Raw genomic sequence first — 22,831 nt, 5'->3', positions numbered from 1 at the left:
GACGCGTATTTTTCATTCCCGGCCCCTAATATTTTTGAAAACCCTGTCCTGCACAGGATTTGTCTTGCGACTATTAATTGTCCGACCGGCTTTTACCTTTCGTCGGCCACGGGGTAAGCTTGGCTATCGTGCAAGCTGCGATATAGGCGTTTCTCTTAATTATCCGCAGTGCGATCATTTCGAGCCGCAGGCCCGCGCAATGTCATAGTGCGTTCGTCCAGCGGATAGAAGCGCATGACCAGCACACTGATCAGCAGAAATACCGTTGAAAAGACGCAATAACAAAGTGTTATTCCGGTTATCGCGCTTTTGGGCTGCACCACTTCGGTGCCGCCATGGGCCTCGATATAGCCGAACAGGCCCAGCAGCAGGCCGACGAGCGATGCGCCGATCGCCTGTCCCAGTTTCTCGACCATGATGTAGAGGCCCGCAAAGCTGCCTTCTATCCGTTGTCCGGTGCTCAGATACTGATATTCGATGGCGTCCGGCAGCATCGACTGGCTGACCATGACGATGCCGCCATTGCCAAGTCCGGCGGCCAGGCCGATGACGACGATGATCCAACCCGGCGTTCCCGGCCCCCATGGCAGCCAGGCGAACCAGATCAATGCCGTGAACAGGCCGCCGAACGTATAGGTCGATCGTTTCCCATAGCGGCGCGCCATGGCCAGCCAGAAGGGTTGTGCGATCACCGTGCCGATCGTGAGCGTGCCGTAAATGGTGCCCAGCCAGGCATCCGACATCTCCAGTCGGCGCTGGACGAAGAAGGCGGCCGATGCGGTATGCAGCGCGGCCGCGCTCAGCAGCATCAACTTTGCCCCCTGAAGGATCATGAAGGGCCGGTTGCGCATCGCGCTGCGCAATTGCTGGCGATAGGGCACATGGCCGCGCGGATCATAGACCCGAAGCCGCGCATCGCGGGTCAGCCAGAAACAGGCCATCAGTACCGCGAAGATGCCAAGGCCGATGACGATCCCCATCGCCCGGTGCCCCGCCAGCCCGCCGCCGAAAAAGGCGATCAGCGTGGCGGTAGCCCAGCCGCCCATCAGATTGCCCAGCGACCCGTTGACCACCCGGAAGGACATCAGCTTGGATCGTTCGTGCGGCCGGTCGGTCATTTCCGCCGGCATCGCCATATAGGGCACCGCGAAAACGGCGTAGGACGTAGCGTGGAGTACCAGCAGCACGGCCAGCAACGAAACCGCGCCCGCCTGGCTGGTGACGATCGGCGCGTTGAAGGCGAGCATGAAGGTCAACCCACAGGCGAAGGCGCCCGCGAACAGATAGGGGCGACGGCGACCCCAGCGCGATCGCGTCCGGTCGCTGATCGACCCGAAGATCGGATCGGCCACGCCGTCATAGATTTTGGCCAGGGCGAAGACCAGCCCGGCGATCGCCGGCGGAACCGCCATATAATCGGTCATGAAGCGCAGCAGCAGGTAGCTGCCGACCATGAAGCTGGTCAGCCCCAGCGTGCCGAGACTCCAGCCGATATAGAGCTTGAGCGGCATGGGCGGAGCGGCTTCCAGGCTCTGCGCTGCGGACGGATCGGGTTGGAAGGGATGATTCATGGCCGGTTACACGCATCCGCTATAAGGTGAAGCGGCGAGAAAAGCATGATGTCTCCGGCAACGCGCGATCAGGCTGGGATATTATCGCCTGTCGGATAGCGCCCCCATGCTACAGATAGACCCAGGGCCGCAACGCGCGGTCATGGTCACGGAAGGCGACGATCCGCGTCGCCTGCTTGAGCGTCAGTTCGATCGCATCCAGCCCTTCCAACAACATGGTGCGGGCCTCTTCCTCCAGCGCAAAGGGCCAGGCCCGGCCATCGGGCATCCCGACCCAGCCATTGGCCAGGTTGACAGTCGGCAATGCAATGTCCGGCTTGGCGACGACCGCCGCGGCGATCATCGCGATGATGTCGGCGGGCAGTTCAACCGGCACGATCCCGTTGCGCACGCAATTGCCGCGGAAGATCGGGTTGAAACTGGGGGCGACGATGGCCCGGAACCCATATTCCGCCAACGCCCAGGCCGCATGTTCCCGGCTCGACCCGCAGCCGAAATTGGCCCCACCCAACAGAATTTGCGCGGCGGCGAAGGCCGGATCGTTCAGGATGAAGTCGGGATTGCGGTCCCGGCCGCCCACGGACAGGTAGCGCCAGCCCGCGAACAGGCCGTCGGCCAGGCCCGTCTTGGACACCGACTTCATCTCGCGCGACGGGATGATCGCGTCGGTGTCGATATTGTCGCGCAGCAACGGCATTGCGACGGCGGTCAGTTCGGTGAAGGGCGTCATGCGTGGCTCACCTGGCGGGGATCGGCGATGGCGCCGGCAATCGCCGACGCGACGACGGTTTCGGGCGACGCCAGGTGCGATCGGGTTTCCGGTCCCTGGCGGCTTTCGAAATTGCGGTTGGTCGATGTCACCACCCGCTCCTGCCGCCCGAAACTCTCGCCCCCGGCAAAGAAGCACATTGAACAGCCCGACTCGCGCCATTCGAACCCGGCATCGCGAAAGATCCGATCCAGCCCCTCGGCCTCCGCCTGCGCCTTTACCGCCGTCGATCCGGGGACGCAGATGGCGCGAACGCCGGGCGCGACCTTGTGCCCGCGCAGCAGCGCCGCCGCGCGGCGCAGGTCGGATATGCGGCTGTTGGTACATGACCCGATGAAGGCGGCGTCGATCGGCAGGCCCAGCAGCGACTGGCCGGGCTTGAGGTTCATATAGGTCAGCGCCCGGTCATAGGCCTCGCGGCTGTCCCGACCCGCCACATGCTCGAACAGGGGAACCGCGTCAGCGATCGGCACCGCCTGCTGCGGGCTGGTTCCCCAACTCAACATCGGCGCGACCTCCGATGCGTCGAGCAGGATGTCGCGGTCGAACAACGCGTCCGAATCCCCCGCCAGCCCCCGCCAATGGGCGATGGCCACATCCCATTGGGCGCCGGTCGGCGCATAGGTCCGCCCCTTGAGATAGGCGAAGGCCGTCTCGTCCGGCGCGATGATGCCGGAAAAAGCCGATAATTCGGTCGCCATGTTGCACAGCGTTAGCCGCGCCTCGACGTCGAGCGCCCGGACCGCCGCCCCGGCATATTCCACCACATGGCCCTTGGCGCCGGCGGACCCGATGCGTTGCAGGATATGGAGCGCCAGGTCCTTGGCCGTCACCCCGGTCGCCAGTTCACCGTCGATGGTGATCCGCATCCGCCTGGGCTTCTTCGCGCGCAGCGTGCCGGTCGCCAGCGCATGTTCCGCCTCGGTCGACCCGATGCCCCACGCCAGCGCGCCCAGCGCGCCCTGCGAACAGGTGTGGCTGTCGGGACAGACCAGCGTCACGCCCGGCAGCACGATCGCCTGTTCGGGCGATATGACATGGACGATCCCCTGCCCCGGATCGCCCAGGTCGAACAGCGTCAGCCCCGCGTCGCGCGCCGCCGTCCGCGTGGCGACGATGAAATCGCGCCCCGTGGGCATGATGGTGCGGTCGGTCCGACCGGGCAGCGTGTCGACGACATGGTCCATCGTCACGAAGGTCTGGCGCGGCATCACCGGCTTGCGCCCCGCCTCCGCCAGGCTCTGCAAGGCGACGCCCCCCGTGCGTTCATGCAACAGGATGCGGTCGATCGCTAACAGGCCCGTGCCATCGCCCAGGTCGGCGATCAGATGCTGGTCCCATATCTTGTCGAACAGCGTGCGCGCCATATCCGTCCCGCTCATGCGACGATGGCGGCGGCACGGAGCCGCGCGATATCGGACCCGCTATAGCCCGCCCGTTCCAGCAGCCGGTCGGTATCCTCGCCGATGCGCGGAATGTCGCGCCCGGCCTGCATCCGTTCGCCGTCCAGCTCCAGCGGCAGCGTCGGCAGCTTCGTCGCGGTCCCGTCCGCCAGCGTCACGTCGACAAGGCCCCCGGCGTTGAGATGGGGATCGTCGAACAGTTCGTCCGGCCGGGTGATCGGCGCGAAGGGCAGTCCGATCCTCTCCAGCGTCGCGACCAACTCGGCGCGCTCCATCGCCCCGAACAGGGCGCGGACCTGCGGCAGGATGACCTCGCGCGCCAGCACCCGCTGATTGTTGACCGCATAGTCCGGATTCGCCCCCAGCGCGTCCAGCCCGAACGCCTGGCAGAATGTGACCCACTGGCCGTCGCTGACGACGCCGACGAACAGTTGCTCGCCCTCCATTTTGGTGTCGAACACGTCGTAGATCGCCCAGGCCGACACCCGGACCGGCATGGGCTGCGCCGCCTTTCCGGTAACCGCCATCTGCGCCATATGCTGGCCGACCAGGAAAGCCGTGGTTTCGTAAAGCGAGCATTTGACGTCCCCGCCCGCGCCCGTGCGGTGCCGCTTTTGCAGCGCCGCGAGGATACCGATCACGCCGAACATGCCGCCGGTAATGTCGATCACCGACGACCCGGCGCGCAGCGGCCGGCCGGGCGGGCCAGTCATATAGGCAAGGCCGCCCATCATCTGCGTCACCTCGTCGAGCGCGGTCCGCTTCTCATAGGGACCGCCCAGAAACCCCTTGGCCGAACAATAGACGAGGCCGGGATTCTCCGTAGCCAGCGCCTCGCGCGACAACCCCAGCCGCGCCAGCGTGCCGGGACGGAAATTTTCGATCAGGACATCGGCCTGCACCGCGAGCGCCCGCGCCGCCGCCAGCCCTTCGGGCGCTTTCAGATCCAGGCAAATGCTGCTCTTGTTGCGGTTGAACATCGGGAAATAGCCCGCGCCCGACCCCAGAAGCCGCCGGGTCTGATCGCCGCCGATCGGCTCGATCTTCACCACTTCCGCCCCCAGGTCGGCCAGGATCACGCCGATCGACGGCCCCATGACCATATGGGTGAATTCCACAACCTTGATGCCGCTGAGCGGCAGATCGTCCGGCGCCATGGCGCACTCCTCATTGTCGCGATCGTCCGGTCCGTCCCGGCTGTTCCTGACCCCTGAATAAGTGGCTCCGCCGTTTGGAGGCGGCTGCGATTGGCAACTATCCGCACAGTGGATAAAGGCGGGCCGGCGAATGGACGGCCGGGCGCGGTTGCGGTGCTGTCCTGCCATGAGCATATCTTCCCCCATCGACATTCTCGTCAGCGAAGTGGGGCCGCGCGACGGCCTGCAAAGCGTGCAATCCATCATGCCACTGGCCGCCAAGAAGGCGTGGATCGACGCGGAAGCGGAAGCCGGCGTGCGCGAGATAGAGGTGGGCAGCTTCGTCCCCGCCAAAATCCTGCCCCAGCTGGCCGACACGGCCGAACTGGTCGCCCATGCCCGCACGATAGAGGGGCTGACCGTCGCGGTGCTGGTGCCGAACGCACGCGGGGCAGAGGCGGCGATCGCGGCGGGCGCGCACAAGATCACCCTGCCGCTCTCCGTCTCCGAAACCCATTCGCTCGCCAATCTGCGGCGCACGCATGAGCAGGTGGTCGACGAAGCAAGGAGCATCGCCCGCATGATCACCGCGCTCGCGCCCGATCAGCGCCCGCATTTCGAAGGCAGCCTGTCCACCGCCTTCGGCTGCACGCTCGAAGGCCCGATCCCCGACGCGCAGATCGCGCGCCTCGCGCAAAGCCTGATGGCGGCAGGCTGCGACGAGGTCGGCCTGTCCGACACGACCGGCTATGCCGATCCGTCCGCCGTCCGTCGCCTCGTCAAGCTGGTCCATGACGCCGTGGGCAAGGACGCGCTGACCGGCATCCACCTCCACAATACACGCGGTCTCGGCCTCGCCAACGCGCTCGCCGCGATCGAATGCGGGCTGACCACGCTCGATTCCTCGCTCGGCGGCCTTGGCGGCTGCCCGTTCGCGCCCGGCGCGTCGGGCAATATCGTGACGGAGGATCTGGTCTTCATGCTCGAAGCCATGGGCCTGCGCACCGGCATCGACATCGCCGCCCTCACCGCCGTCCGCACGATCGTGCGCGACGCCCTGCCGAACGAGGAGATGTTCGGTTTCATTCCCGATGCGGGCGTCCCGCTCGGTTTCCAGCCCGCGACCATGAAGGAGGCAATCGCATGAGCATCATCGGCACGAAAATGGTCAGCGATGGCCGCACTGCGCGCGACTTGTTCGAGGAAGTGATGGCCAACCCGGCGCGCCGGAAATTCGGCTTCGGCGAAAAGCTCGCGATCGTGAACGTCGATTTTCAGCAGGCCTATACGCGGATCGACATGTTCAAGACCGCCTATGAAACCGACCCGCGCCAGATCGAATACACCAACAGCATCTCCCGCCTCGCCCGCGCCAAGGGAATGCCCGTCATCTGGAGCCGGGTCGGCTACAAGGACGATGCGGGCGACGCAGGCGTCTGGGGCACCCGCACCAACACGGAGGATTCGCTCCAGAACATCAAATATGGCAGCGAGCGCCACGCCTTCGATCCCCGATGCCAGATCGAGCCCGACGACCTGCAATATACCAAGCGGATGCCCTCGGCCTTTTTCGAAACGCCGCTCAACTCCTATCTGCGCTGGCATAAGGTCGACACGGTCGTCGTGACCGGAGGCAGCACGTCGGGCTGCGTGCGCGCCACCGCCGTCGATGCGCTGTCCTACGGCTTCCGCGCGATCGTGCCGATCGAGACATGCGCGGACAAGCATGAAAGCTATCATTTCGCCAACCTGACCGACCTCCAGATCAAATATGCCGATGTGGAGCCGGTGCAGGCCGTCATCGACTGGCTGGAGGCCCGCTGATGCGCGAGGGGGAAATGGATCCGGGGCTCTACGATTTCCGCCCCTATCGCGACCGGGCCAAGGTGCAATGGCCGGGCGGCAAGACGGTGGCGGTCTGGGTATCGCCCAATATCGAGTTTTACGAGCTTGATCCGCCCGCCAACCCGCACCGCAAGAGCTGGACAAAGCCGCATCCCGACGTTGTCGGCTACAGCCATCGCGACCATGGCAACCGCGTGGGCCATTATCGCCTGGCCGAGGTGATGGAGCGCCACGGGTTCAAGGGATCGGTGTCCCTCTCGGTCGCCATGTGCCAGCATTGCCCGGAGATCATCGACCAGGTGAACGCGCTCGGCTGGGAATTCTTCAGCCATGGCGTCTACAACACCCGCTACAGCTACGGCATGGACGAAGCTCAGGAACGCGCGCTGATCGAGGATGCGATCCGCACCGTCCGCGACGCGACCGGCCAGACGATCAAGGGCTGGCTCGCCCCGGCCCTCACCCACACGCCGCGCACGCTGGACCTGATCGCCGAATATGGCCTGACCTACACCTGCGATCTCTATCATGACGACCAACCGGGGCCGGTCCATGTCAAGAGCGGCAGGCTCATTTCCATGCCTTACAGCCTGGAGGTGAACGACCATTATGGCTTCTTCGTCTACAACATGTCGCCGCGCGACTATGCCGACACGCTGATCCGTCAGTTCGACCGGCTCGCGCAGGAAGGCGCGACATCGGGCACCGTGATGTGCATCCCGCTCCACGCCTATCTGATTGGCCAGCCGCACCGGATCGGCGCCTTTCAGGAGGTGCTGCGCCACATCGCGGCGGACGGCCGCGCCTGGATCACGCGCAGCGGCGACATCGCCGACCATTATCTCGCCCATCATTATGACGATGCTGCGGCCGACGCCGCACGCTACGCGACGGAGGCCCGCTGATGGCGCTCGACCCCGATTATCTGTCCTATGCCATGCGCCGCAAGGGCATGGACCATGACCTCTACCCCTGGTCCAGCCTGTTCGATCGCCCCCCGATCACCTGGCCGACCGGCAGGGCCGTCGCCGCCTGGTTCGTCGTCAGCCTGGAATGGTTCCCGATCCTGGCCGAAGACAAACCCTTCCGCGCGCCCGGCCATATGCAGACCGCCTATCCGGACTATCGCCACTATACGTCGCGCGAATATGGCACACGAGTCGGCTTCTACCGGATGCTTGACGCCTTCGCGAAGGTCGGCGCGCAGGTGTCGATCGCCTGCAACGGCGCCATCGCCCAACGCTATCCCTCGATCGTCCGGGACATCGTCGCGGCCGGGCATGAGATCATCGCTCATTCGACCGACATGAACGGCACGATCGCGACCGGCCTGCCCGAAGCCGAGGAACGCGACCTCATCGCCCGCTCGCTCGACGCGATCGAACGGGTCGCAGGCACCCGCCCCACGGGCTGGCTGTCGATCGCCCGGTCGCAAAGCTTCGCCACGCCCCGGCTGCTGAAGGAAGCGGGCCTGACCTACATGTGCGACTGGGCCAATGACGAGTTGCCCTATCGCTTCGCCACGACGGCGGGCGACATCGTCAACCTGCCCCTCAACCATGAACTGTCGGATCGCCAGATCATCACCGTGCAGCAGAATTCGGCCGACAGCTATGCGCAGCAGGTTGTCGACGCGCTGGACTGGCTATCTGCGGAATCGGCGGCGCATGGCGGTGGTCGGATGCTGCCGCTCCATGTCACGCCCTATATCATGGGCCTGCCCTATCGCATGGGCGCGTTCGAGGATCTGCTGGCCCGCATGGCATCTCGCAACGACCTGTGGTTCGCGCGCGGCGACGCCCTGGTGGAGGCCGCGCTTCCCCATATTTAACCGCCTGTCGGATAAAATGCCGTTGCATACGGCCCTATATCTGTCATCATCCCGTCATGGAAAAAGGCGTTCCGATACGATCCCTCAGCCGCGGCATTGCCGTGTTGCAGGCTATCAATCGAGGCGGCACGATTTCGATGATGGAGATCGCGCGCACCTCCAATGTTCCTTATCCCACCGCGTGCCGACTGGTGCAGACGTTGGTGCATGAAGGGCTGGTGGAACGCGAGCCATCGCGAAAAAATTACCGGCCGACTGCGCTCGTCCAGACGCTCGCGCATGGTTTTCAGGGCCATGCCGAACTGGTCCAGTTCTCGCGCCCGCACATCGTGGAATTAACCCGCAAGCTGGGCTGGCCGATCTCGCTCGCCAGCCATGTCGGCCATTCGATGATCATCCGCGATTCCACCCATTCGCTGACGACGCTCACCTTCAACAGTTACTATCCCGGCTATGCGCTGCCGGTCCTTGAATGTGCCGCGGGCCTCGTCTACCTGTCCTATCTGCCGGATGACGAGCGGCAGGGCCTGCTCGACGCGCTCAAGCTGATGCCCGACAAGATCACCAACCATGTGATCGACCTGTTCGAGAAGGAGGGGCTGGCCGAGCAGATCCTGCGCGACGGCCATGCGACCCGCGCCTACAACACCTTCACCCGCAATCCGGGAAAGACCTCCTCGATCGCTGTGCCGATCATGGCGCATGGCCATGTCGCGGGAACGCTGACCCTGGCCTTCTTCGCGACCGCGCTCAAAATGTCGGATGCGCTGGCGCAATGCCTCGAACCGCTCAAGGCGGCGGCCCGGCGGATCGGCGAGGAAATGACCAATCCGCCGGCGCCATCGGAATGACGGCGCCGGCAGGCTGACCGTCAGAGAATTTCGGCTTGCCGTTCGATCGACCGGACCATGGCTTGCTGCAGCATATATTCGTGCCGCAGCGCCGGGTCGGCGGCCAGCTTTTCCATATGGATTTCCTGCGCGCTCTTGGCCGAACCCGGATCGGCTTCCATCGCCGCCTTGTTGCGTATGGTCTGGGCCTGCACGAATTCCTTGGCGACGGTGCGCCGCTGCCGGTCATAATGGTCAAGAAGCGCGTCAGCATGGCCGCCGTCCAGCAGGATGTCGCGCAGCTTGCCCGTCAGGTTCCAGGCATCATGGATGCCCGAGTTCATGCCGAAGCCGCCCAGCGGGTTGTTGAGGTGCGCGGCATCCCCCGCCAGCAGCACCCGGCCATGGCGGAAGCTGGCGGCGACCCGTTGGTGCACGCGATACAGCGTGCGATGATGGGTCTGAACCGCCGCGCCATCGGGCACCAGCCCGTTGAACACGGCCGTCTTCTTCGCGTCGGACAGCAGGCTGGCGTCGCTTTCCTGCTCATGCGAGGGCACCAACACGCGCCACAGGCCCGGCACGCGCAGCAGCACGCACCACTCCGCCGCGTCCGACATGTAGCTGACATTGGCCAGCCCTTCATAATGGGCCTCGACCGGATAGTCGGTCGACAACGTCAGGAAGCGTTCGGGGTAGGTAAAGCCCTCAAAGGCGATGCCGGTCCATTTGCGCACGGTCGAACTCGCGCCGTCCGCGCCGATCAGATAGTCGCACCGGATCGTCTCGACCGCCATCGGGCTTTCGACATGGCAGGTGACGCCATCGCTGTCCTGCTCGAAGGACAGCAGGCGATGGCCAAAGAGGATCTGGCCATGATCGTGCGTCGCCAGTCGACCGGCCAGCAGCCGGGCGAGCTTGAACTGTTCGCATTGCAGGCGGAAGGGATGGCGCACGACATCGCCGATCTCGGTCATGTCGAGGGCGATGACGCTGCCGCTGCGCCGGTTGCGATACTGATAGACCGGCGCCTTCAGCCCGTCGGCGATCAGTTCGTCCAGCACGCCCAATTCTTCCAGCATGTCCAGGCTGGGCGGATGAAGCGTCGACGCCCGCATGTCTTCGGGGCAATGGCTGTTGGGTTCGATGAGGATGACATCGATGCCCATCTGCGCCAGGCGATAGGCCGCGACGGTGCCGACCGGGCCGGCGCCCGCGATGAGGACGCGCGTCTTCTTCGTCATGTTCTTGGGTCCTGCGATAAGGGGATTGGGTGCGGTCAGGCCGGGTCGACGAGCAGGCGCATTACCACCTCGCCCGCACCGGCGCGCAGCGCGGCAGCTGCCTGATATTGGGCGCTGGCGATATAGGCGCGCGCGGCGTCCGCATCGGGGTAACGGCTGACGACGACCCGTTCGCCCGCCGGGCCCTCGCCCTCCAGCCATTCGGCGACCGGCCCCTTGGCGATCGACTCTCCGCCAAATTGTTCGGACAGTCCGGCGATGCCCTTGCCATAGGCCGCGAATTTTTCGGCGTCGGTCACCCGAACGGTTGCAACGATATAGGCCGCCATGACCTGCTCCCTGTTTCCTGCGATGACCGACTGTGTGCCAGCTACCGCCCGCCGCCGCGCCGGGATCGGTGCAATCTATCCGCCTGTCGATAAATGCGCGCCCTGCCGATGGCCCGCCGCCTGCCGGCTCCGCACTATGGCGTTCGACAGACATTGCATGAAAAGGACAGGCCGTGGTGGATTCCCTGGGGTATCGCATGAAGTTCGCGGTGGTCGCGCCGTCGACCAACACCAGCGTGGAGCCGGAATATGCCGCCATGCGCCCGCGCGGCGTCACCAATCATTTCTCGCGCATCGCCATCCCCGATACCAGGGTGAGCGATGACGACAGCTTCATGGTGATGCTGGAAAATATCCGCGCCGCCACCTTCGATGCCGTCGACGTGTCCATGTCGATGGAACCGGGCTGCGTCATCATGGGCATGTCGGCCGAAACCTTCTGGGACGGCGCGGAAGGGGCCGAGCGGCTGCACCGCAAGATGCTGGAGCGGACCGGCGGCATCCCCGTCATCATGGGATCGACCGCCGTGGACGCCGCGATCAAGGCCTATGAAAGTGAAACCGGCCCAATCCGCAAAATCGGCATCCTCACCCCCTACGCCCCGGTCGGCGACGCCAACGTCAAGAAATTCTTCGAGGACCAGGGCTATGAGGTCGTCCATATAGAGGGCCTTAAATCCCCTTCCCCCATGATGATCGCGCATGAGGACAAGCAGAAACTCAAGCGCACCGCCATCGCCGTGAGCGAGGGCGTAGACGCGATCATCCAGGCCGGCACCAACCTCGCCTTCGCCGAAGTGGCCGCCATGGCGGAATTCTGGCTGGAAAAGCCGGTCATCGCCATCAATACCGCCACCTATTGGCACGCCCTGCGCAGCATGGGACTGAACGATCAGATGGATGGTTTCGGCGCGCTGCTCAGCCGCTTCTAAAAAGAAAGGTCGCTCACATGGACTATGATTATATCCCGCTGCCCCAGCGCCAGCCGCTCAAATGGCCCAATGGCGCCCGCGTCGCCCTCATCCTGACCTTCAACCTTGAAACCTGGGATCTCACCAAGGACACCGACAAGCCCTATTATGCCGGCGGCCCGTCGATCCTGCCGGACATCCTGCCGGGCAACACGCCCGACTTCCCCAATTACACCTGGCGCGAATATGGCCAGCGCGTCGGCCTGTGGCGCCTCATAGACCTGTTCGACGAACTCGGCGTCAAAGCCAGTTGCACCACCAACGCCGTCACCTTCGACCGGCGCAAGGCGATGACCGACGCCGTGCTGGAACGCGGCTGGGAATTGCTGACCCATAATTGGGAACAGGGCGAACTGCTCACCAATTTCGCGGGCGATCCGGCCAAGGAGCGCGAGATCGTGCTGCGCACGCTCGACCAGTTCGAAAAATTCACCGGCCGCAAGTCCAAGGGCTGGCTCTCCTCCTCGCTGCGCGGCACGCTGCAGACGGCGGACATTCTCGCCGAATATGGCTGCACCTTCTACTGCGACATTATGAACGACGATCAGCCCTATCTGCTGCGCACGCCGCACGGGCCCATCGTGTCGGTGCCCTATTCCAACGAAATCAACGATTTCACCTTCATCACGCGCAAGAATTACACGACCGACGAATATCGCGACGTGCTGATCGAGGAACTGGACGTCCTTTACGAAGAGGGCGCGAAGACCGGCCGCATCATGAATCTTGGCCTCCACCCCCATGTGTCGGGCCGCGCCCATCGCATCCGGGCGCTGCGCGAGTTCATCGAACATGCCAAGTCCCTGCCCGGCGTCTGGTGGGCCACGCGGGAAGAGATCGCCGACTGGTATCTTCAGAATCATGAAAGCCACATCCCCGGCCAGCTCGGATGAACCATAGGGAGCATGTCGCCGCACTGAAGGGCCTGTTGCACGCAGGCCCCGACGGGCGGCGATTGCATAGCGTGCCCGGCTGCTGGGACGGCCTTACCGCGCTGCTCGTCGAGCGTGCCGGCTTTCCCATCGCCTTCCTGTCGGGCGGGGCGCTGTCGATGGGGCGCTACGGCAGCCCGGACATGGGGCTGGTCACGGCGAGCGAAGTGGCGCAAGCGGTCGCGGTCATCCGCGATCGCATCGCGATCCCGCTGATCGTCGACGCGGACACCGGCTTTGGCAATGCGCTGACCCTGCAACGGTCACTGCGCGCCTTCGAACGCGCGGGCGCCAGCGCGGTGCAGATCGAGGATCAGGGCTTCCCCAAGCGCTGCGGCCATATGGCGGGCAAGACCGTCGTGCCGCTCGCCGAGTCGGTCGGTCGGATCAGGGCGGCACTCGACGCGCGGCAGGACATGCTGGTCATCGCCCGCACCGATGCGCTGGCGGTCGAAGGCTATGATGCCGCAATCGAGCGCGCAGAAGCCTATCTGGACGCGGGCGCAGACCTCATCTTCATCGAAGGCCCCCGCACCCTTTCAGAGCTGGCAGGGATCGCCGGCCGTTTCGCCGGGCGCGTGCCGCTGGTCCATAATCTGGTCGAAGGCGGAGTGACGCCGGTGGACAATGGCGCGGCGCTCGAACAGCTGGGCTTCGCCATCGCGCTGCATCCCCTGCTGCTGCTGCACGGCCTCGCCGCGCAGGGGCCGCGCTGGCTCGATACGCTGGCGCGCGAGCGCGGCACCGCCAGTCTGTCGGCCGACATCGCCCGGCTTTCCGACATGAACGCCCTGCTGGGCGCATCCGACCTCATCGACCTTGGAAAACGCTATGACGCCTGAACAGCCCGATCTCGCCGCCGATTACACCACCGCCGGCTTCGGCGGCAAGCTCGCCTTCGGTCAGCGTCCCGCACTGCTGATCGTGGACGTGGTGATGGCCTATCTCGACCCCACCTCGCCGCTCTATGCCGGGGTGGAGGACGCGCTGGCGTCCAACGTCCGCCTGGCCGCGGCGGCCCGCGCCGCGGGCGTGCCGGTCATCTTCACCAATGTCGTCTATCAGCCGGGCGGCATCGACGGCGGCCTTTTCTTCCGCAAGGTGCCTGCCCTCAAAGCGTTCGAGCGCGGATCGCCGGCGGGCGCCTTCCCGCCCGCGCTTCAGCCACTGCCGGGCGACCTCGTCCTCTCCAAACAATATCCATCGGCCTTCTTCGGCACCCCGCTGGCCTCGACCCTTCATGCCGCCGGATTCGACACGCTGCTCATCACCGGCTTTTCCACCTCCGGCTGCGTCCGCGCCACCGCCCTCGACGCGCTGTGCCACGGCTTTGCCCCCTTCGTCGTGCGCGAGGCGTGCGGGGACCGGGACGTCCGCCCCCAGGAACAGAATCTCTTCGATATGGCAGCAAAGATTGCCGAAGTCGTCGGCGAGGCCGAGGCAATCGACCTGATAGGCCGCCGCGCGGCAGCGCAAAAAAACCTTCCAATGTAGGATTTCATCTGCTCCAGACTGTCGGATGACAGCGTATCGTCCGACGGCTGCCCGCGTGCACGCTTATGCCGCAGCCAAAGGCGACATAAGGTGACATGTCAGCCGGTCTTTTGCGGCGTCTTTGTCACTTTACGGCCCCGTCCGATCGCAGGCGCAGTCCTGCCCACAGGCGAATCGCCTATCATCAAGGCTGTGCCATGGTCGTCAATCCGCCTTACGCCGCCGTCGCCCGGATGGGCTTGACCCGAAGCGATGTATCCATCGACGTCAGCGCCTCGCACCCGTCCTTCGTGACCAGCATCATGTCCTCGACATGGGACGTGCCCCATCCGAACTCATGGTACGGCATGTCCAGCGTGAAGACCATATTCTCCAGGAAGCGCAACTCATGATGGCCGGGCATCTGGTCGCCCACCGACACAGGATGATCGGTATGCTCCAGGCCGACCGAGTGGGGCCCGGCAATCACGAAGCCGGGGAAGCCTTCATCATGCACCGCCTTCAGAGTCAGGTCGACGATCTCCTTGAACGTCTTGCCCGGCCGGATATTCTCATAGGCGATCTGGAGCGCGCGCGTCACGGCGACATTGCGGTCCAGCATTTCCCTGGTCGGTTCGCCGCAGATCACCGTGCGGCCGACATCGCCGCGATATTCCTTGTAGCTGCCGACGGAATCGAGCTTCATCAGTTCGCCCGCCTCGACCACGCCGGTGGCAAGACCGCGCACATTGGCGATGATCCATTCCGACTTGCCGCCCTGCTCGATCATGGCGCGGGCGTGAATGCGGCCGATATCGTCCAGCGGCATCCCCGGCTCGATCGCGGCGATCACTGCGTTGATCGCATTTTCGCTCATCTGCCCTGCGGTGCGCAGCAAATCGATTTCCGCAGGGCTCTTCACCATGCGGATTTCCTTGAAGATGTTGAGCGCATCCACCCCGCCCAGATCCGGCAGGCCCACGGCATTGAGCCAGCCCAGCACGCGCGGATCGTCGAACCCGATGCGCCCCTTGCCCAGCCCCGCCGCCTCGATCGCGGCCTTCAGCGCGCGTGTGGCGGTGATTTCGGGGTTGCTGCTGTGCATCGCATAGCGGGCAAGCAATTGCTGATCGCGCGGCGCCATCTCCACACCCTCGCGGATCGGATAAGGGGTAAGCCGCTGACCCTGCGCGCTCTGTGGCGTAACGACGCGGTCACCCTCGTCTATTTCCTCGGTGGTGAACTCGAAATCGCGCGGCGGGATGGGCTGGCCGGGCTTGATCCGGGTGATGTAGGTCGACACGTTGGGCATCCATGTCGGCACATGCTCCAGATGATAGACGCCCGTTCCCGGCATGATGAGCGCGGCGGGCAGTTCGGGATCGCGCGGCAGGAACGCGTAGAGCGTGTAGTTGCGCGACATGAGGAACATAGGTCCCCAATAATCGCTCAGATAATAGATATTCTCCGGGAAGGCCGCGACCAGGCCGTCCAGCCCGTGCCGTTCCATCACCTCGATCGCGCGCGCCCTGTTCAGCAGCATATCTCGTCCCTTGTCCTGACCCGAAGCCTTGCCTCCTTACTATCGCAAAGCCGGCCACGGTCCTTCATCCCTTTCGCGCTATTCGCAGGGCGATCAAACTGGCCGGCCCGCCTGCAAGCCGCTCCGCGTTCGGCTAGGCCTGCGCCATCCATTTTTCCAGCGGATAACAGACATGCCGATCCAACAGCGTCGCGCCGACGATTTCGATTTCATCATGCCCGTCCTCATCGTAGGCGGTGGCGGCTGCGGCCTCAGCGCCGCGCTATCGGCGCGGGATGGCGGCGCGGAGGTGCTGGTGGTCGAGCGCGATCCCAAGCCATGGGGCACGACTTCCATGTCCACGGGCCTCATCCCCGCCGCCGGCACGCCCGAACAGGCGGCGCAAGGCATAGAGGACAGCCCCGCCCTCTTCGCGGCGGACATCCAGGCCAAGGCCAGGGGACGGGCCGACCCGGTGATCGTCGACCATCTGGCCGCGCAGTCGGCGGAGACGGTGGCATGGCTGAAGGACGGTCACGGCCTGCCCCTGACGCTGGTGGACGGCTTCACCTATCCGGGCCACAGCGTCCGGCGCATGTATGGAATGCCGCACCGGTCGGGCGCCGAACTGATGGCGAAGCTGGAGGAAAGCGCGGTCGCGGCCGGCGCGGATATCCTGACCGACGCGGTCGTCACGACGCTCTACACCGATGGAGAGGTCATGACCGGCGTCGGCATCGAACGACCCGATGGCAGCATGGAGGCGATCGGTTGCCGCGCTCTCATTCTGGCCTGCTGCGGTTTTGCCGGCAACGTCGACATGGTGGCGCGCTACATTCCCGAACTCGACGGCGCGGTCTTCAACGGCCATCCGGGCAACAAGGGCGACGCCATCCTCTGGGGACTGGACCTGGGCGCCGCGATCGGCGACGTCGCCGCCTATCAGGGCCATGGCGGGCTGGCGGTCGGCCATGCGGTTACGATCAACTGGCCCGCGATCCTTGAAGGCGGCTTTCAGGTCAATGTGCGCGGCGAACGCTTCTCCGACGAATCGAAGGGCTATTCCGAACAGGCGGTCAAGATCATCGCCCAGCCCGATCACGTCGCCTGGACCGTGTTCGACCAGCGCTGTTACGACGTGATGACCCAGTTCGAGGATTTCCAGCAAGCGATCGCCGCTGGCGCCATCCTCATGGGGCAGGACATTGCGCAACTGGCGACCGCATGCCGGCTGCCCGTGGGCGCGCTCGCCGCCAGCTTCGGCGAAGCCGAAGCATCCCGCGCCACAGGACACCCCGACCGCTTCGGCCGCCAGTTCCTGACCGACCGGCCTATGCTCGCCGCCCCCTTCTATGCCGTCAAAGTCACGGGCGCGCTCTACCACACGCAGGGCGGGCTGGAGGTCGACCGGGACGCGCGCGTCCTGCGCGCCGACGGGACGCCCTTCCCCAACCTGTTCGCCGGGGGCGGCGCGGCACGGGGCGTGTCAGGGTCGGACGCGGCGGGCTATATCGCGGGCAACGGGCTTCTGACCGCGACGACGCTGGGCAAGATCGCCGGTCGCGTCGCCGCCGCGCAGGTCATGGGTTGACGTCCAACGGCGGCGAGCCGTTCGACCAACGGGACACCGTGCGTGGCGGATACGGTCGGTGTGGTGACAGGATGCCCGCGGCCAAGGCAGCGGAAGGATGGCCGGCCCTGATCAAAACCCGCCGGTCGCCTCGCCGCTTTGCCAACGTTCGCGATCTACTCCATATGACGCCCGGTTTCGCTCGCGGTGCGAATCCCCCTATTGTCGATCGTCAAGCGCAGGCCGTCCGTTTTACCGACTGACCTGCCCTTGGCACCGGCATTGGTTTGGGACATCAGCCCCCTTGAAAAATCGTGCAGGGAAGCGCGTGGCCCCATTGGATGATCATGCCGTCTAGGATCAATCTTCCTTGTTCCAGCCCATCGCCGTCAGCATGACGTCGAACAGGCGGGTGTTGGGGAAGAAGCCATGGACCTGATCGGCGCGCGGCCCGGCGGCGGCGGCGATCACCTCCTCACCGGTGTGATTGTCCTCCACGCCGATAATCGCATTGCTTGCGACCGTTGCGTCCGGCTTGGCGGCGGCGGCCGCATATTGCTGGCCCATCGGCGCGTTGCGCTTGCCGCTGTTCATACGCAGGCCAAAACTATGATCGGCGGTGAACAGGATCAGCGTATCCTCGCCAGCGATCGCGCTCACCCGGCGGATCATATCGTCCATCTCGAGCACATGCTTCAGGCCGTTTTCCGGCTTGTCGGTGTGCATGTCCCATTCGACCATCAGGAAATAGCCCTTGGGATTGCGCGCCAACTCGCCGATTGTCGCCTCGACCGCCGGGATCGGGGCATACTCTACGTCGCGCAGCACCGCCGCCCGGCCGGCTTCCTTTACCAGCACCGTATCATTGCCAAAGCGGTAGCCGGCTTCGGCGAAGGCCTGTTGCGGCGTGGTGCCATCTTTGGCGAAGGACGCGACCGCATCTGCGTGCCCCTTGCCAATCAATATGTCGACGCCGTTGCCGAAGCGGGGCGCCAACATCTGGCGGAAGATCTGGTCCTTGTCCTTGCGACTGGCGACATGGGCAAAGCAGGCGGCAGGGGTGGCGTCCCAGATCGGCATATTGGTGACGACGCCGGTGGAAAGACCGCGCTGCTCGGCATATTCGAGGAAGCTCTTGACCGGCGTGATCGCTCCATCCGCCCCCGGCAGCGCCGACACCATGCCGCTATTGGTCTTGTGACCGGTCATGATCGCCGTCATTCCGGCCGCCGAATCCGTCACCCAATTGTCGAGCGCCGATGTGTCGGACAGGCCGACATGGGGCATGGAGTGGATGAACAGCGATTGCGGGCGGTCATGGGCCATGATTCCCGCGGCATTGAGCGTCGGTACGCCGCCAGCGTCGCCCAGGAACAGGATGATGTTGCGCGCCCGCTGTGGCGCGACCCCGTCCTTTGCCTTGTCCTGGGCCTGCGCCGGAGCGGCGGCGAGCATTGTGCCCGCCGCCAGCATGATCCCGATCGATCGCATCGTCATTGCCGTCCTTCCGTTCAGAAACGGGCCCGCACGCCGGCCATCAGCGTGGTGCCATAATCGGTGTAGCCCGCGAAGCGATCGTCCCGGACATATTGCCACTGGACGCCGCCGGCCACGTTGATGCCCTGCACCACCAATGTGACATTGGGCGTGACCTTGTAGGAAATGTCGAAGTCCAGGCTGCCGAACGCCGCGTCATTATTCGCCGCCAGCCCAGCGCCGCCGACATCGCGCAGCACCTTGCCGCGCCAGCTATAGCTGGCCCTCGCGCCGACGGGCCCCTTCTCGTAGAAGGCGGTCAGGTTGAAGCTGTCGCCAGCCACATCGGTCAGGTCGTCGCGGAAGGTGGTGCCGTCGGACAGGGCATAGGTGCCCTTGCTCTTGGTATGGGTATAATTGGCCTGGAAGCCGAGGCCGTCGAACGGCGCCGGCAGCATCTTGAACAGCTGCTGATAGGCGATCTCGATCCCCGCGACATAGGCATTGCCGCCATTTTGCGGCGCGGTCAGGCGATAGACCTGCCCGTCCAGGTCGAAATTGCGGGTCTGCTGGAAGACGAAGGTCGTGATATCCTTGTAGAAGGCGCCACCGATCAGCGCGCTGCCCGGCGCGAAATACCATTCGACCGTGCCGTCATATTGCCAAGCCTCGAACGGCCGCAGCTCGGGATTGCCGCCTACCGCCGTCAGCACCGTCGGGTTGGAATTGATCGTCAGGCGCGGCGCAAGGTCGGCCAGCGACGGCCGGGTGATGACCTTGGACGCAGCCAGATGCATCTGCAGGTCCGACGTGAATTCGGCGACCAGGTTGAGCGAGGGCAGCAGATTGCCATAATTGCGCTCATAGCTGACCGGCAGCGCCGCGCTGCCATTATCGGCATAGCCCGACGATGTCTGGCGGGTATGGGCATAACGCAGGCCAGTATCGCCCCGGATGGTCACGCCGCCCAGGGGGAAGCTGAATTCCGCCATGCCATAGCCGCCGATGATCCGTTCCTCGATGGCATAGCTGTTGCGCCGGTCGCCACGGGTCAGCGGCGCATCGAGCAGCGCCTGCTTGCCGGTTGCCGCGTCCAGGAAACGGTCGGGGTCGGGCATGACCCAGATGGTCGGCAGGCTGCCGCCCACGCCACTGAGGAAATCATCGACCGGGAAAGCTTCGAAATAGCTGTCGTCGAAGCGCTGGCCGGCGATGCCGCTGGTGAAATTGATGTCGCGGCGGTTATAGGTGCGGTCGCGCTTTTCATATTTGGCGCCGAAGCGCAGCGCCTGCACCACGCCGCTCAGTTCGCGCGTCACGTCGAAGGTCGCCGCGCGCTGGCGATCGAGCGAGTCATTGACGCGATATTCGATCCGGCGCCCCGGCAACGTGGTCGATTCCGTCAGGTCGGCCGTCAGGAACTCCAGGTTCGGCAACCTTTCGCCCACCTTGCCATAGTCGAAGGCGACCTGGCCGACGCTGCCGAGCAGGCGGGTGCGATAGATGGGCGTGGGTGTGTTGGAATAGGCCCGGCCCAGGCTCGCATCGGCGGCCAGCGTCCAGCCATTGGCCGACCATTTTGCGTTCGCGCCGATCAGCCAATTCTCATATTCGAGCCGCGACGTCTCGCGGCCGATCTGGGTCGATGTGGTCACGGTCGCGGCGGTCAGCACGCCATTTTCGATCACCGCCGTGCCCGGCACGATCGCCCCCGGCGTGGTCGCGGAAAAATCGGTCGAATAGGTCAGTTCGTCATAATCGATGTTGAGCCGGCTCCACAGGCCATCGACGTTCAGCTCGAACCGGTCGTCGGGCTTCCACTGGATCGCGCCGTTGAGGCCGATGCGATCGCGTTTTTCGCGTTCCAGCGTCGGGCGCGTGCTGGTCGGCACCAATATGGTGTCGCTGTCCAGCGTGCCGTCGCCATCGGCGTCGATCCGCCCGTCAGCCCAGCCGACGCCGGTGACGCGGTCCTGCCGCGTGGTGCGCTCGTCATAGACCGCCGCGATCAGCGCGCCGAACGTGCCCTCGCCATTGACCCAGCTGGCCATGCCCGACAGGCGCGGATCGACCGTGTCAGCCAGGCGCGGCGAACTGGCGGTGGCGGACAGCGCCAGCACCGGCTTCTTGAGGTCGATCGGGCGGAAGGTCTGCAGGTTGACGATGCCGCCGATCCCGCCTTCGGCCAGGTCCGCGCGCGGGCTCTTGATGACTTCCACCGCCGACATGAGTTCGGACGGCAGCGTGTCGAAGCGGAACTGGCGCCCGCTCTGGCCGCTGTCGCGCACATTCTCGTTCACCGCGGCCGACCGACCATTGAGGGTGACGACCTGGAAATTGGCGCCCAAACCGCGGATACGGACGAACACGCCCTCGCCGCGATCGCGCACGATCGACACGCCCGGCACGCGCTGCAGCGCTTCGGCGATGTTCTGGGCGGGGAATTTGCCGATATCCTCGGCCTTGACCACATCGACCACATTGGTGGCCTTGCGCTTTTCGGCCAGCGCGCCGGACAGGCTGGCGGCATAGCCGGTGACGATGATGTCGGGCGCGACCTCCGCGCCGCCCGCGGCCACCGTCTCCTGCGGCTGGACCGGCGCCGCCACGATCAGCAGCGCGCCATTACCCTGCCGCCGCACCGCCAGCGGCTTGCCCTGGATCAGCCGTTCGACCGCCGCCATCGCGTCCATCCGGCCGCTCAGCGAAGGACCGCTCATGCCCGCGACGAGTTGCGGCGCGAACAATATGTCGGTGCCGGTCTGGCGGGCCAGTGCTTCCAGCGCGGGCGCAAGCGGCTGCGCGGCGATCTGGACGGACGCCTGGCGCTGCTGCGCCTGGACCGGGACGGCGCAGAAGGCGGCAAGAGCGGCGCCCAGCACCAGAGAACGGCGCAAAGTGCGCGAAGAAGAAACGGTCACGATCATCCCCCGTGGACAGCGGCAGAAGGCGCCGCGCCTCCCCGACGCGCCAGCAGGATTTTACCCCACCCCAGCCATGGCAGATTTTTTCAGCCGCCCAGCAGCACTCGATCATCGACCTGACGAACCGGCACGGACAGCAGTTGCGCCAGCGCCTGGCCAAGCGCGACATTATCGCCCATCCGGTACATGCCGCTTACCCGCAGGGTGGCGGTGTGCGGATCGGCGATCACCAGCCGGATCAGGCTGTAGCGATTGGCCTCCGCCGCCACGGCATCGAGCCGATCATCATGAAAGGCGGCCCGGCCGCTCAGCCAGGCTTGAGTTGCTTCGACATCCGGTCGATCGACCTCCACGACATCGGCCGCATTAGCGCGGATGCGCTGCCCGGATGACAGGCTGCGTTGCCCGCCGCCGATCGCCACCTCAGCCTGTCCTGCCAGCGCCGTCATAGCCAGTCTGTCATCCATATCACGCCGCACGTCGAACCGGCCGCTGCGCGCCACGAAGCGGCTCCTGCCGGCATCGATCGTAAAGGGCGCGGCCGCCGGCCTGACGGTCAACGCAACGCGCCCCCGTTCCAGCCATAGGCGCCGCCGGCTGGCACTGGCCAGCACGCGCACATCGGTATCGGTGTCCAGGAACAGCGCCGACCCTTCCGCCAGTGTCAGCCGGCGCTGCTCGCCAATGCCGGTACGATAGCGTGTGCCAGCCATGGCCGTCTGCATCACGGCGACGCCGCTCCCACCCACAACCAGCGTTCCGGCACAGGCGGCCAGCATCCGCCGTCGAGACAATGAACGCGGCGGCGCCGCCGGACGAGATGCTGCGTCGATGCCGGGCACCAGTGCCCAGATATCGGTCGCCCGCTCGAAATCGGCCGCATGGACGGCATCGGAGGCGAGCCAAGCGCGAAAGGCCTGCTCGTCTTCCGCCGTCCGTCCGTCCGCATTCAGCCTTGCAATCCACTCGGCGGCGGTCCGGGGTAAGGGGCGCTCACCGGACATA

The 22,831-nt window shown here is 65.2% G+C and carries 20 protein-coding genes; 10 read left to right on the top strand and 10 right to left on the bottom strand.

Translation table 11 applies throughout. From position 1 onward, the window contains the following. Positions 1 to 155: 155 nt before the first annotated feature. The 4 genes from A7Q26_RS08020 to A7Q26_RS08005 all read right to left on the bottom strand — a co-directional run bounded on the left by A7Q26_RS08020 (position 156) and on the right by A7Q26_RS08005 (position 4,900). Positions 156 to 1,571, bottom strand: coding sequence for an MFS transporter (locus A7Q26_RS08020; RefSeq protein WP_066858864.1), 1,416 nt, complete (start codon positions 1,569 to 1,571; stop codon positions 156 to 158). Positions 1,572 to 1,680: 109 nt separating this feature from the next. Further along, a complete protein-coding gene (leuD, locus tag A7Q26_RS08015) occupies positions 1,681 to 2,301 on the bottom strand; it encodes a 3-isopropylmalate dehydratase small subunit (RefSeq protein ID WP_066858863.1) in 621 nt (206 codons plus the stop codon). Next, complete coding sequence (locus tag A7Q26_RS08010; protein ID WP_066859040.1) at positions 2,298 to 3,707, bottom strand: 3-isopropylmalate dehydratase large subunit; 1,410 nt, start codon at positions 3,705 to 3,707, stop codon at positions 2,298 to 2,300. Before A7Q26_RS08010 ends, leuD begins: the two co-directional genes overlap by 4 nt. Positions 3,708 to 3,718: 11 nt before the next feature. Then, positions 3,719 to 4,900, bottom strand: a complete 1,182-nt coding sequence (locus A7Q26_RS08005; RefSeq protein WP_066858862.1) for a CaiB/BaiF CoA transferase family protein — start codon at positions 4,898 to 4,900, stop codon at positions 3,719 to 3,721. A gap of 166 nt (positions 4,901 to 5,066) precedes the next feature. Here A7Q26_RS08005 and A7Q26_RS08000 point away from each other — a divergent pair, with 166 nt between their 5' ends. Genes A7Q26_RS08000 through A7Q26_RS07980 form a run of 5 tightly spaced genes read left to right on the top strand, consistent with a single transcriptional unit; the run spans position 5,067 to position 9,406 of the window. Next, positions 5,067 to 6,026: a hydroxymethylglutaryl-CoA lyase gene (locus A7Q26_RS08000; protein ID WP_066858861.1), complete on the top strand. Its 960-nt coding sequence runs from the start codon at positions 5,067 to 5,069 to the stop codon at positions 6,024 to 6,026. Continuing rightward, positions 6,023 to 6,703: an isochorismatase family protein gene (locus tag A7Q26_RS07995; RefSeq protein WP_066858860.1), complete on the top strand. Its 681-nt coding sequence runs from the start codon at positions 6,023 to 6,025 to the stop codon at positions 6,701 to 6,703. The genes A7Q26_RS08000 and A7Q26_RS07995 overlap by 4 nt, the downstream gene beginning before the upstream one ends. Beyond that, positions 6,703 to 7,629 (top strand): polysaccharide deacetylase family protein, encoded by a 927-nt coding sequence (locus A7Q26_RS07990; RefSeq protein WP_066858859.1) that lies wholly within the window; start codon positions 6,703 to 6,705, stop codon positions 7,627 to 7,629. Before A7Q26_RS07995 ends, A7Q26_RS07990 begins: the two co-directional genes overlap by 1 nt. Next, on the top strand, positions 7,629 to 8,555 hold the full coding sequence (locus A7Q26_RS07985; protein WP_066858858.1) for a polysaccharide deacetylase family protein: 927 nt from the start codon (positions 7,629 to 7,631) through the stop codon (positions 8,553 to 8,555). Before A7Q26_RS07990 ends, A7Q26_RS07985 begins: the two co-directional genes overlap by 1 nt. 56 nt (positions 8,556 to 8,611) lie before the next feature. Continuing rightward, on the top strand, positions 8,612 to 9,406 hold the full coding sequence (locus A7Q26_RS07980) for a helix-turn-helix domain-containing protein (RefSeq protein ID WP_066858857.1): 795 nt from the start codon (positions 8,612 to 8,614) through the stop codon (positions 9,404 to 9,406). Positions 9,407 to 9,426: 20 nt separating this feature from the next. Here A7Q26_RS07980 and A7Q26_RS07975 read toward each other — a convergent pair whose 3' ends face one another. Further along, positions 9,427 to 10,629, bottom strand: coding sequence for an FAD-dependent oxidoreductase (locus A7Q26_RS07975; protein WP_066858856.1), 1,203 nt, complete (start codon positions 10,627 to 10,629; stop codon positions 9,427 to 9,429). A 35-nt stretch (positions 10,630 to 10,664) separates the two neighbouring features. Beyond that, the gene (locus tag A7Q26_RS07970; RefSeq protein ID WP_066858855.1) at positions 10,665 to 10,958 is read right to left on the bottom strand and encodes a DUF1330 domain-containing protein; all 294 of its coding nucleotides are present in this window, start codon (positions 10,956 to 10,958) and stop codon (positions 10,665 to 10,667) included. A 173-nt stretch (positions 10,959 to 11,131) separates the two neighbouring features. Between A7Q26_RS07970 and A7Q26_RS07965 the strand changes: the two genes are divergently transcribed. From A7Q26_RS07965 to A7Q26_RS07950, 4 genes are read left to right on the top strand one after another with little or no spacing between them, the layout of a single operon-like run. Next, positions 11,132 to 11,890: a maleate cis-trans isomerase family protein gene (locus tag A7Q26_RS07965; RefSeq protein ID WP_066858854.1), complete on the top strand. Its 759-nt coding sequence runs from the start codon at positions 11,132 to 11,134 to the stop codon at positions 11,888 to 11,890. 17 nt (positions 11,891 to 11,907) lie between these two features. Beyond that, positions 11,908 to 12,822: a polysaccharide deacetylase gene (locus A7Q26_RS07960; RefSeq protein ID WP_066858853.1), complete on the top strand. Its 915-nt coding sequence runs from the start codon at positions 11,908 to 11,910 to the stop codon at positions 12,820 to 12,822. Further along, complete coding sequence (locus A7Q26_RS07955) at positions 12,819 to 13,703, top strand: isocitrate lyase/PEP mutase family protein (RefSeq protein ID WP_066858852.1); 885 nt, start codon at positions 12,819 to 12,821, stop codon at positions 13,701 to 13,703. Before A7Q26_RS07960 ends, A7Q26_RS07955 begins: the two co-directional genes overlap by 4 nt. Then, positions 13,693 to 14,355 (top strand): isochorismatase family protein, encoded by a 663-nt coding sequence (locus tag A7Q26_RS07950; RefSeq protein WP_066858851.1) that lies wholly within the window; start codon positions 13,693 to 13,695, stop codon positions 14,353 to 14,355. Before A7Q26_RS07955 ends, A7Q26_RS07950 begins: the two co-directional genes overlap by 11 nt. A 214-nt stretch (positions 14,356 to 14,569) precedes the next feature. Here the strand turns inward: A7Q26_RS07950 and A7Q26_RS07945 are convergent, their stop codons facing one another. Next, a complete protein-coding gene (locus A7Q26_RS07945; protein ID WP_066858850.1) occupies positions 14,570 to 15,877 on the bottom strand; it encodes a M24 family metallopeptidase in 1,308 nt (435 codons plus the stop codon). Between the two features lie 172 nt (positions 15,878 to 16,049). On the opposite strand from A7Q26_RS07945, the gene A7Q26_RS07940 reads away from it, so the two are divergent. Beyond that, on the top strand, positions 16,050 to 17,447 hold the full coding sequence (locus A7Q26_RS07940; protein ID WP_066858849.1) for an FAD-dependent oxidoreductase: 1,398 nt from the start codon (positions 16,050 to 16,052) through the stop codon (positions 17,445 to 17,447). 339 nt (positions 17,448 to 17,786) lie between these two features. On the opposite strand, the gene A7Q26_RS07935 is transcribed toward A7Q26_RS07940, so the two are convergent. The 3 genes from A7Q26_RS07935 to A7Q26_RS07925 all read right to left on the bottom strand — a co-directional run bounded on the left by A7Q26_RS07935 (position 17,787) and on the right by A7Q26_RS07925 (position 22,830). After that, complete coding sequence (locus A7Q26_RS07935) at positions 17,787 to 18,923, bottom strand: alkaline phosphatase (RefSeq protein WP_066858848.1); 1,137 nt, start codon at positions 18,921 to 18,923, stop codon at positions 17,787 to 17,789. 14 nt (positions 18,924 to 18,937) lie between these two features. Further along, on the bottom strand, positions 18,938 to 21,829 hold the full coding sequence (locus tag A7Q26_RS07930) for a TonB-dependent receptor (RefSeq protein WP_066858847.1): 2,892 nt from the start codon (positions 21,827 to 21,829) through the stop codon (positions 18,938 to 18,940). 83 nt (positions 21,830 to 21,912) lie between these two features. Then, positions 21,913 to 22,830, bottom strand: a complete 918-nt coding sequence (locus tag A7Q26_RS07925) for a FecR family protein (RefSeq protein ID WP_066858846.1) — start codon at positions 22,828 to 22,830, stop codon at positions 21,913 to 21,915. Position 22,831: the final 1 nt, after the last annotated feature.

Source organism: Sphingobium sp. TCM1 (assembly GCF_001650725.1).
Classification (GTDB): domain Bacteria; phylum Pseudomonadota; class Alphaproteobacteria; order Sphingomonadales; family Sphingomonadaceae; genus Sphingobium.
Note: the sequence above shows the minus strand (reverse complement) of the source record. Positions and strands in the feature narration are given on the sequence as shown.

Bases quoted from the DNA above. Each gene is read 5' to 3' on its own strand.
- A7Q26_RS08020 (WP_066858864.1), bottom strand. From the start codon at position 1,571: ATGAATCATCCCTTCCAACCCGATCCGTCCGCAGCGCAGAGCCTGGAA.
- leuD (WP_066858863.1), bottom strand. From the start codon at position 2,301: ATGACGCCCTTCACCGAACTGACCGCCGTCGCAATGCCGTTGCTGCGC.
- A7Q26_RS08010 (WP_066859040.1), bottom strand. From the start codon at position 3,707: ATGGCGCGCACGCTGTTCGACAAGATATGGGACCAGCATCTGATCGCC.
- A7Q26_RS08005 (WP_066858862.1), bottom strand. From the start codon at position 4,900: ATGGCGCCGGACGATCTGCCGCTCAGCGGCATCAAGGTTGTGGAATTC.
- A7Q26_RS08000 (WP_066858861.1), top strand. From the start codon at position 5,067: ATGAGCATATCTTCCCCCATCGACATTCTCGTCAGCGAAGTGGGGCCG.
- A7Q26_RS07995 (WP_066858860.1), top strand. From the start codon at position 6,023: ATGAGCATCATCGGCACGAAAATGGTCAGCGATGGCCGCACTGCGCGC.
- A7Q26_RS07990 (WP_066858859.1), top strand. From the start codon at position 6,703: ATGCGCGAGGGGGAAATGGATCCGGGGCTCTACGATTTCCGCCCCTAT.
- A7Q26_RS07985 (WP_066858858.1), top strand. From the start codon at position 7,629: ATGGCGCTCGACCCCGATTATCTGTCCTATGCCATGCGCCGCAAGGGC.
- A7Q26_RS07980 (WP_066858857.1), top strand. From the start codon at position 8,612: ATGGAAAAAGGCGTTCCGATACGATCCCTCAGCCGCGGCATTGCCGTG.
- A7Q26_RS07975 (WP_066858856.1), bottom strand. From the start codon at position 10,629: ATGACGAAGAAGACGCGCGTCCTCATCGCGGGCGCCGGCCCGGTCGGC.
- A7Q26_RS07970 (WP_066858855.1), bottom strand. From the start codon at position 10,958: ATGGCGGCCTATATCGTTGCAACCGTTCGGGTGACCGACGCCGAAAAA.
- A7Q26_RS07960 (WP_066858853.1), top strand. From the start codon at position 11,908: ATGGACTATGATTATATCCCGCTGCCCCAGCGCCAGCCGCTCAAATGG.
- A7Q26_RS07955 (WP_066858852.1), top strand. From the start codon at position 12,819: ATGAACCATAGGGAGCATGTCGCCGCACTGAAGGGCCTGTTGCACGCA.
- A7Q26_RS07950 (WP_066858851.1), top strand. From the start codon at position 13,693: ATGACGCCTGAACAGCCCGATCTCGCCGCCGATTACACCACCGCCGGC.
- A7Q26_RS07945 (WP_066858850.1), bottom strand. From the start codon at position 15,877: ATGCTGCTGAACAGGGCGCGCGCGATCGAGGTGATGGAACGGCACGGG.
- A7Q26_RS07940 (WP_066858849.1), top strand. From the start codon at position 16,050: ATGCCGATCCAACAGCGTCGCGCCGACGATTTCGATTTCATCATGCCC.
- A7Q26_RS07935 (WP_066858848.1), bottom strand. From the start codon at position 18,923: ATGACGATGCGATCGATCGGGATCATGCTGGCGGCGGGCACAATGCTC.
- A7Q26_RS07930 (WP_066858847.1), bottom strand. From the start codon at position 21,829: ATGATCGTGACCGTTTCTTCTTCGCGCACTTTGCGCCGTTCTCTGGTG.
- A7Q26_RS07925 (WP_066858846.1), bottom strand. From the start codon at position 22,830: ATGTCCGGTGAGCGCCCCTTACCCCGGACCGCCGCCGAGTGGATTGCA.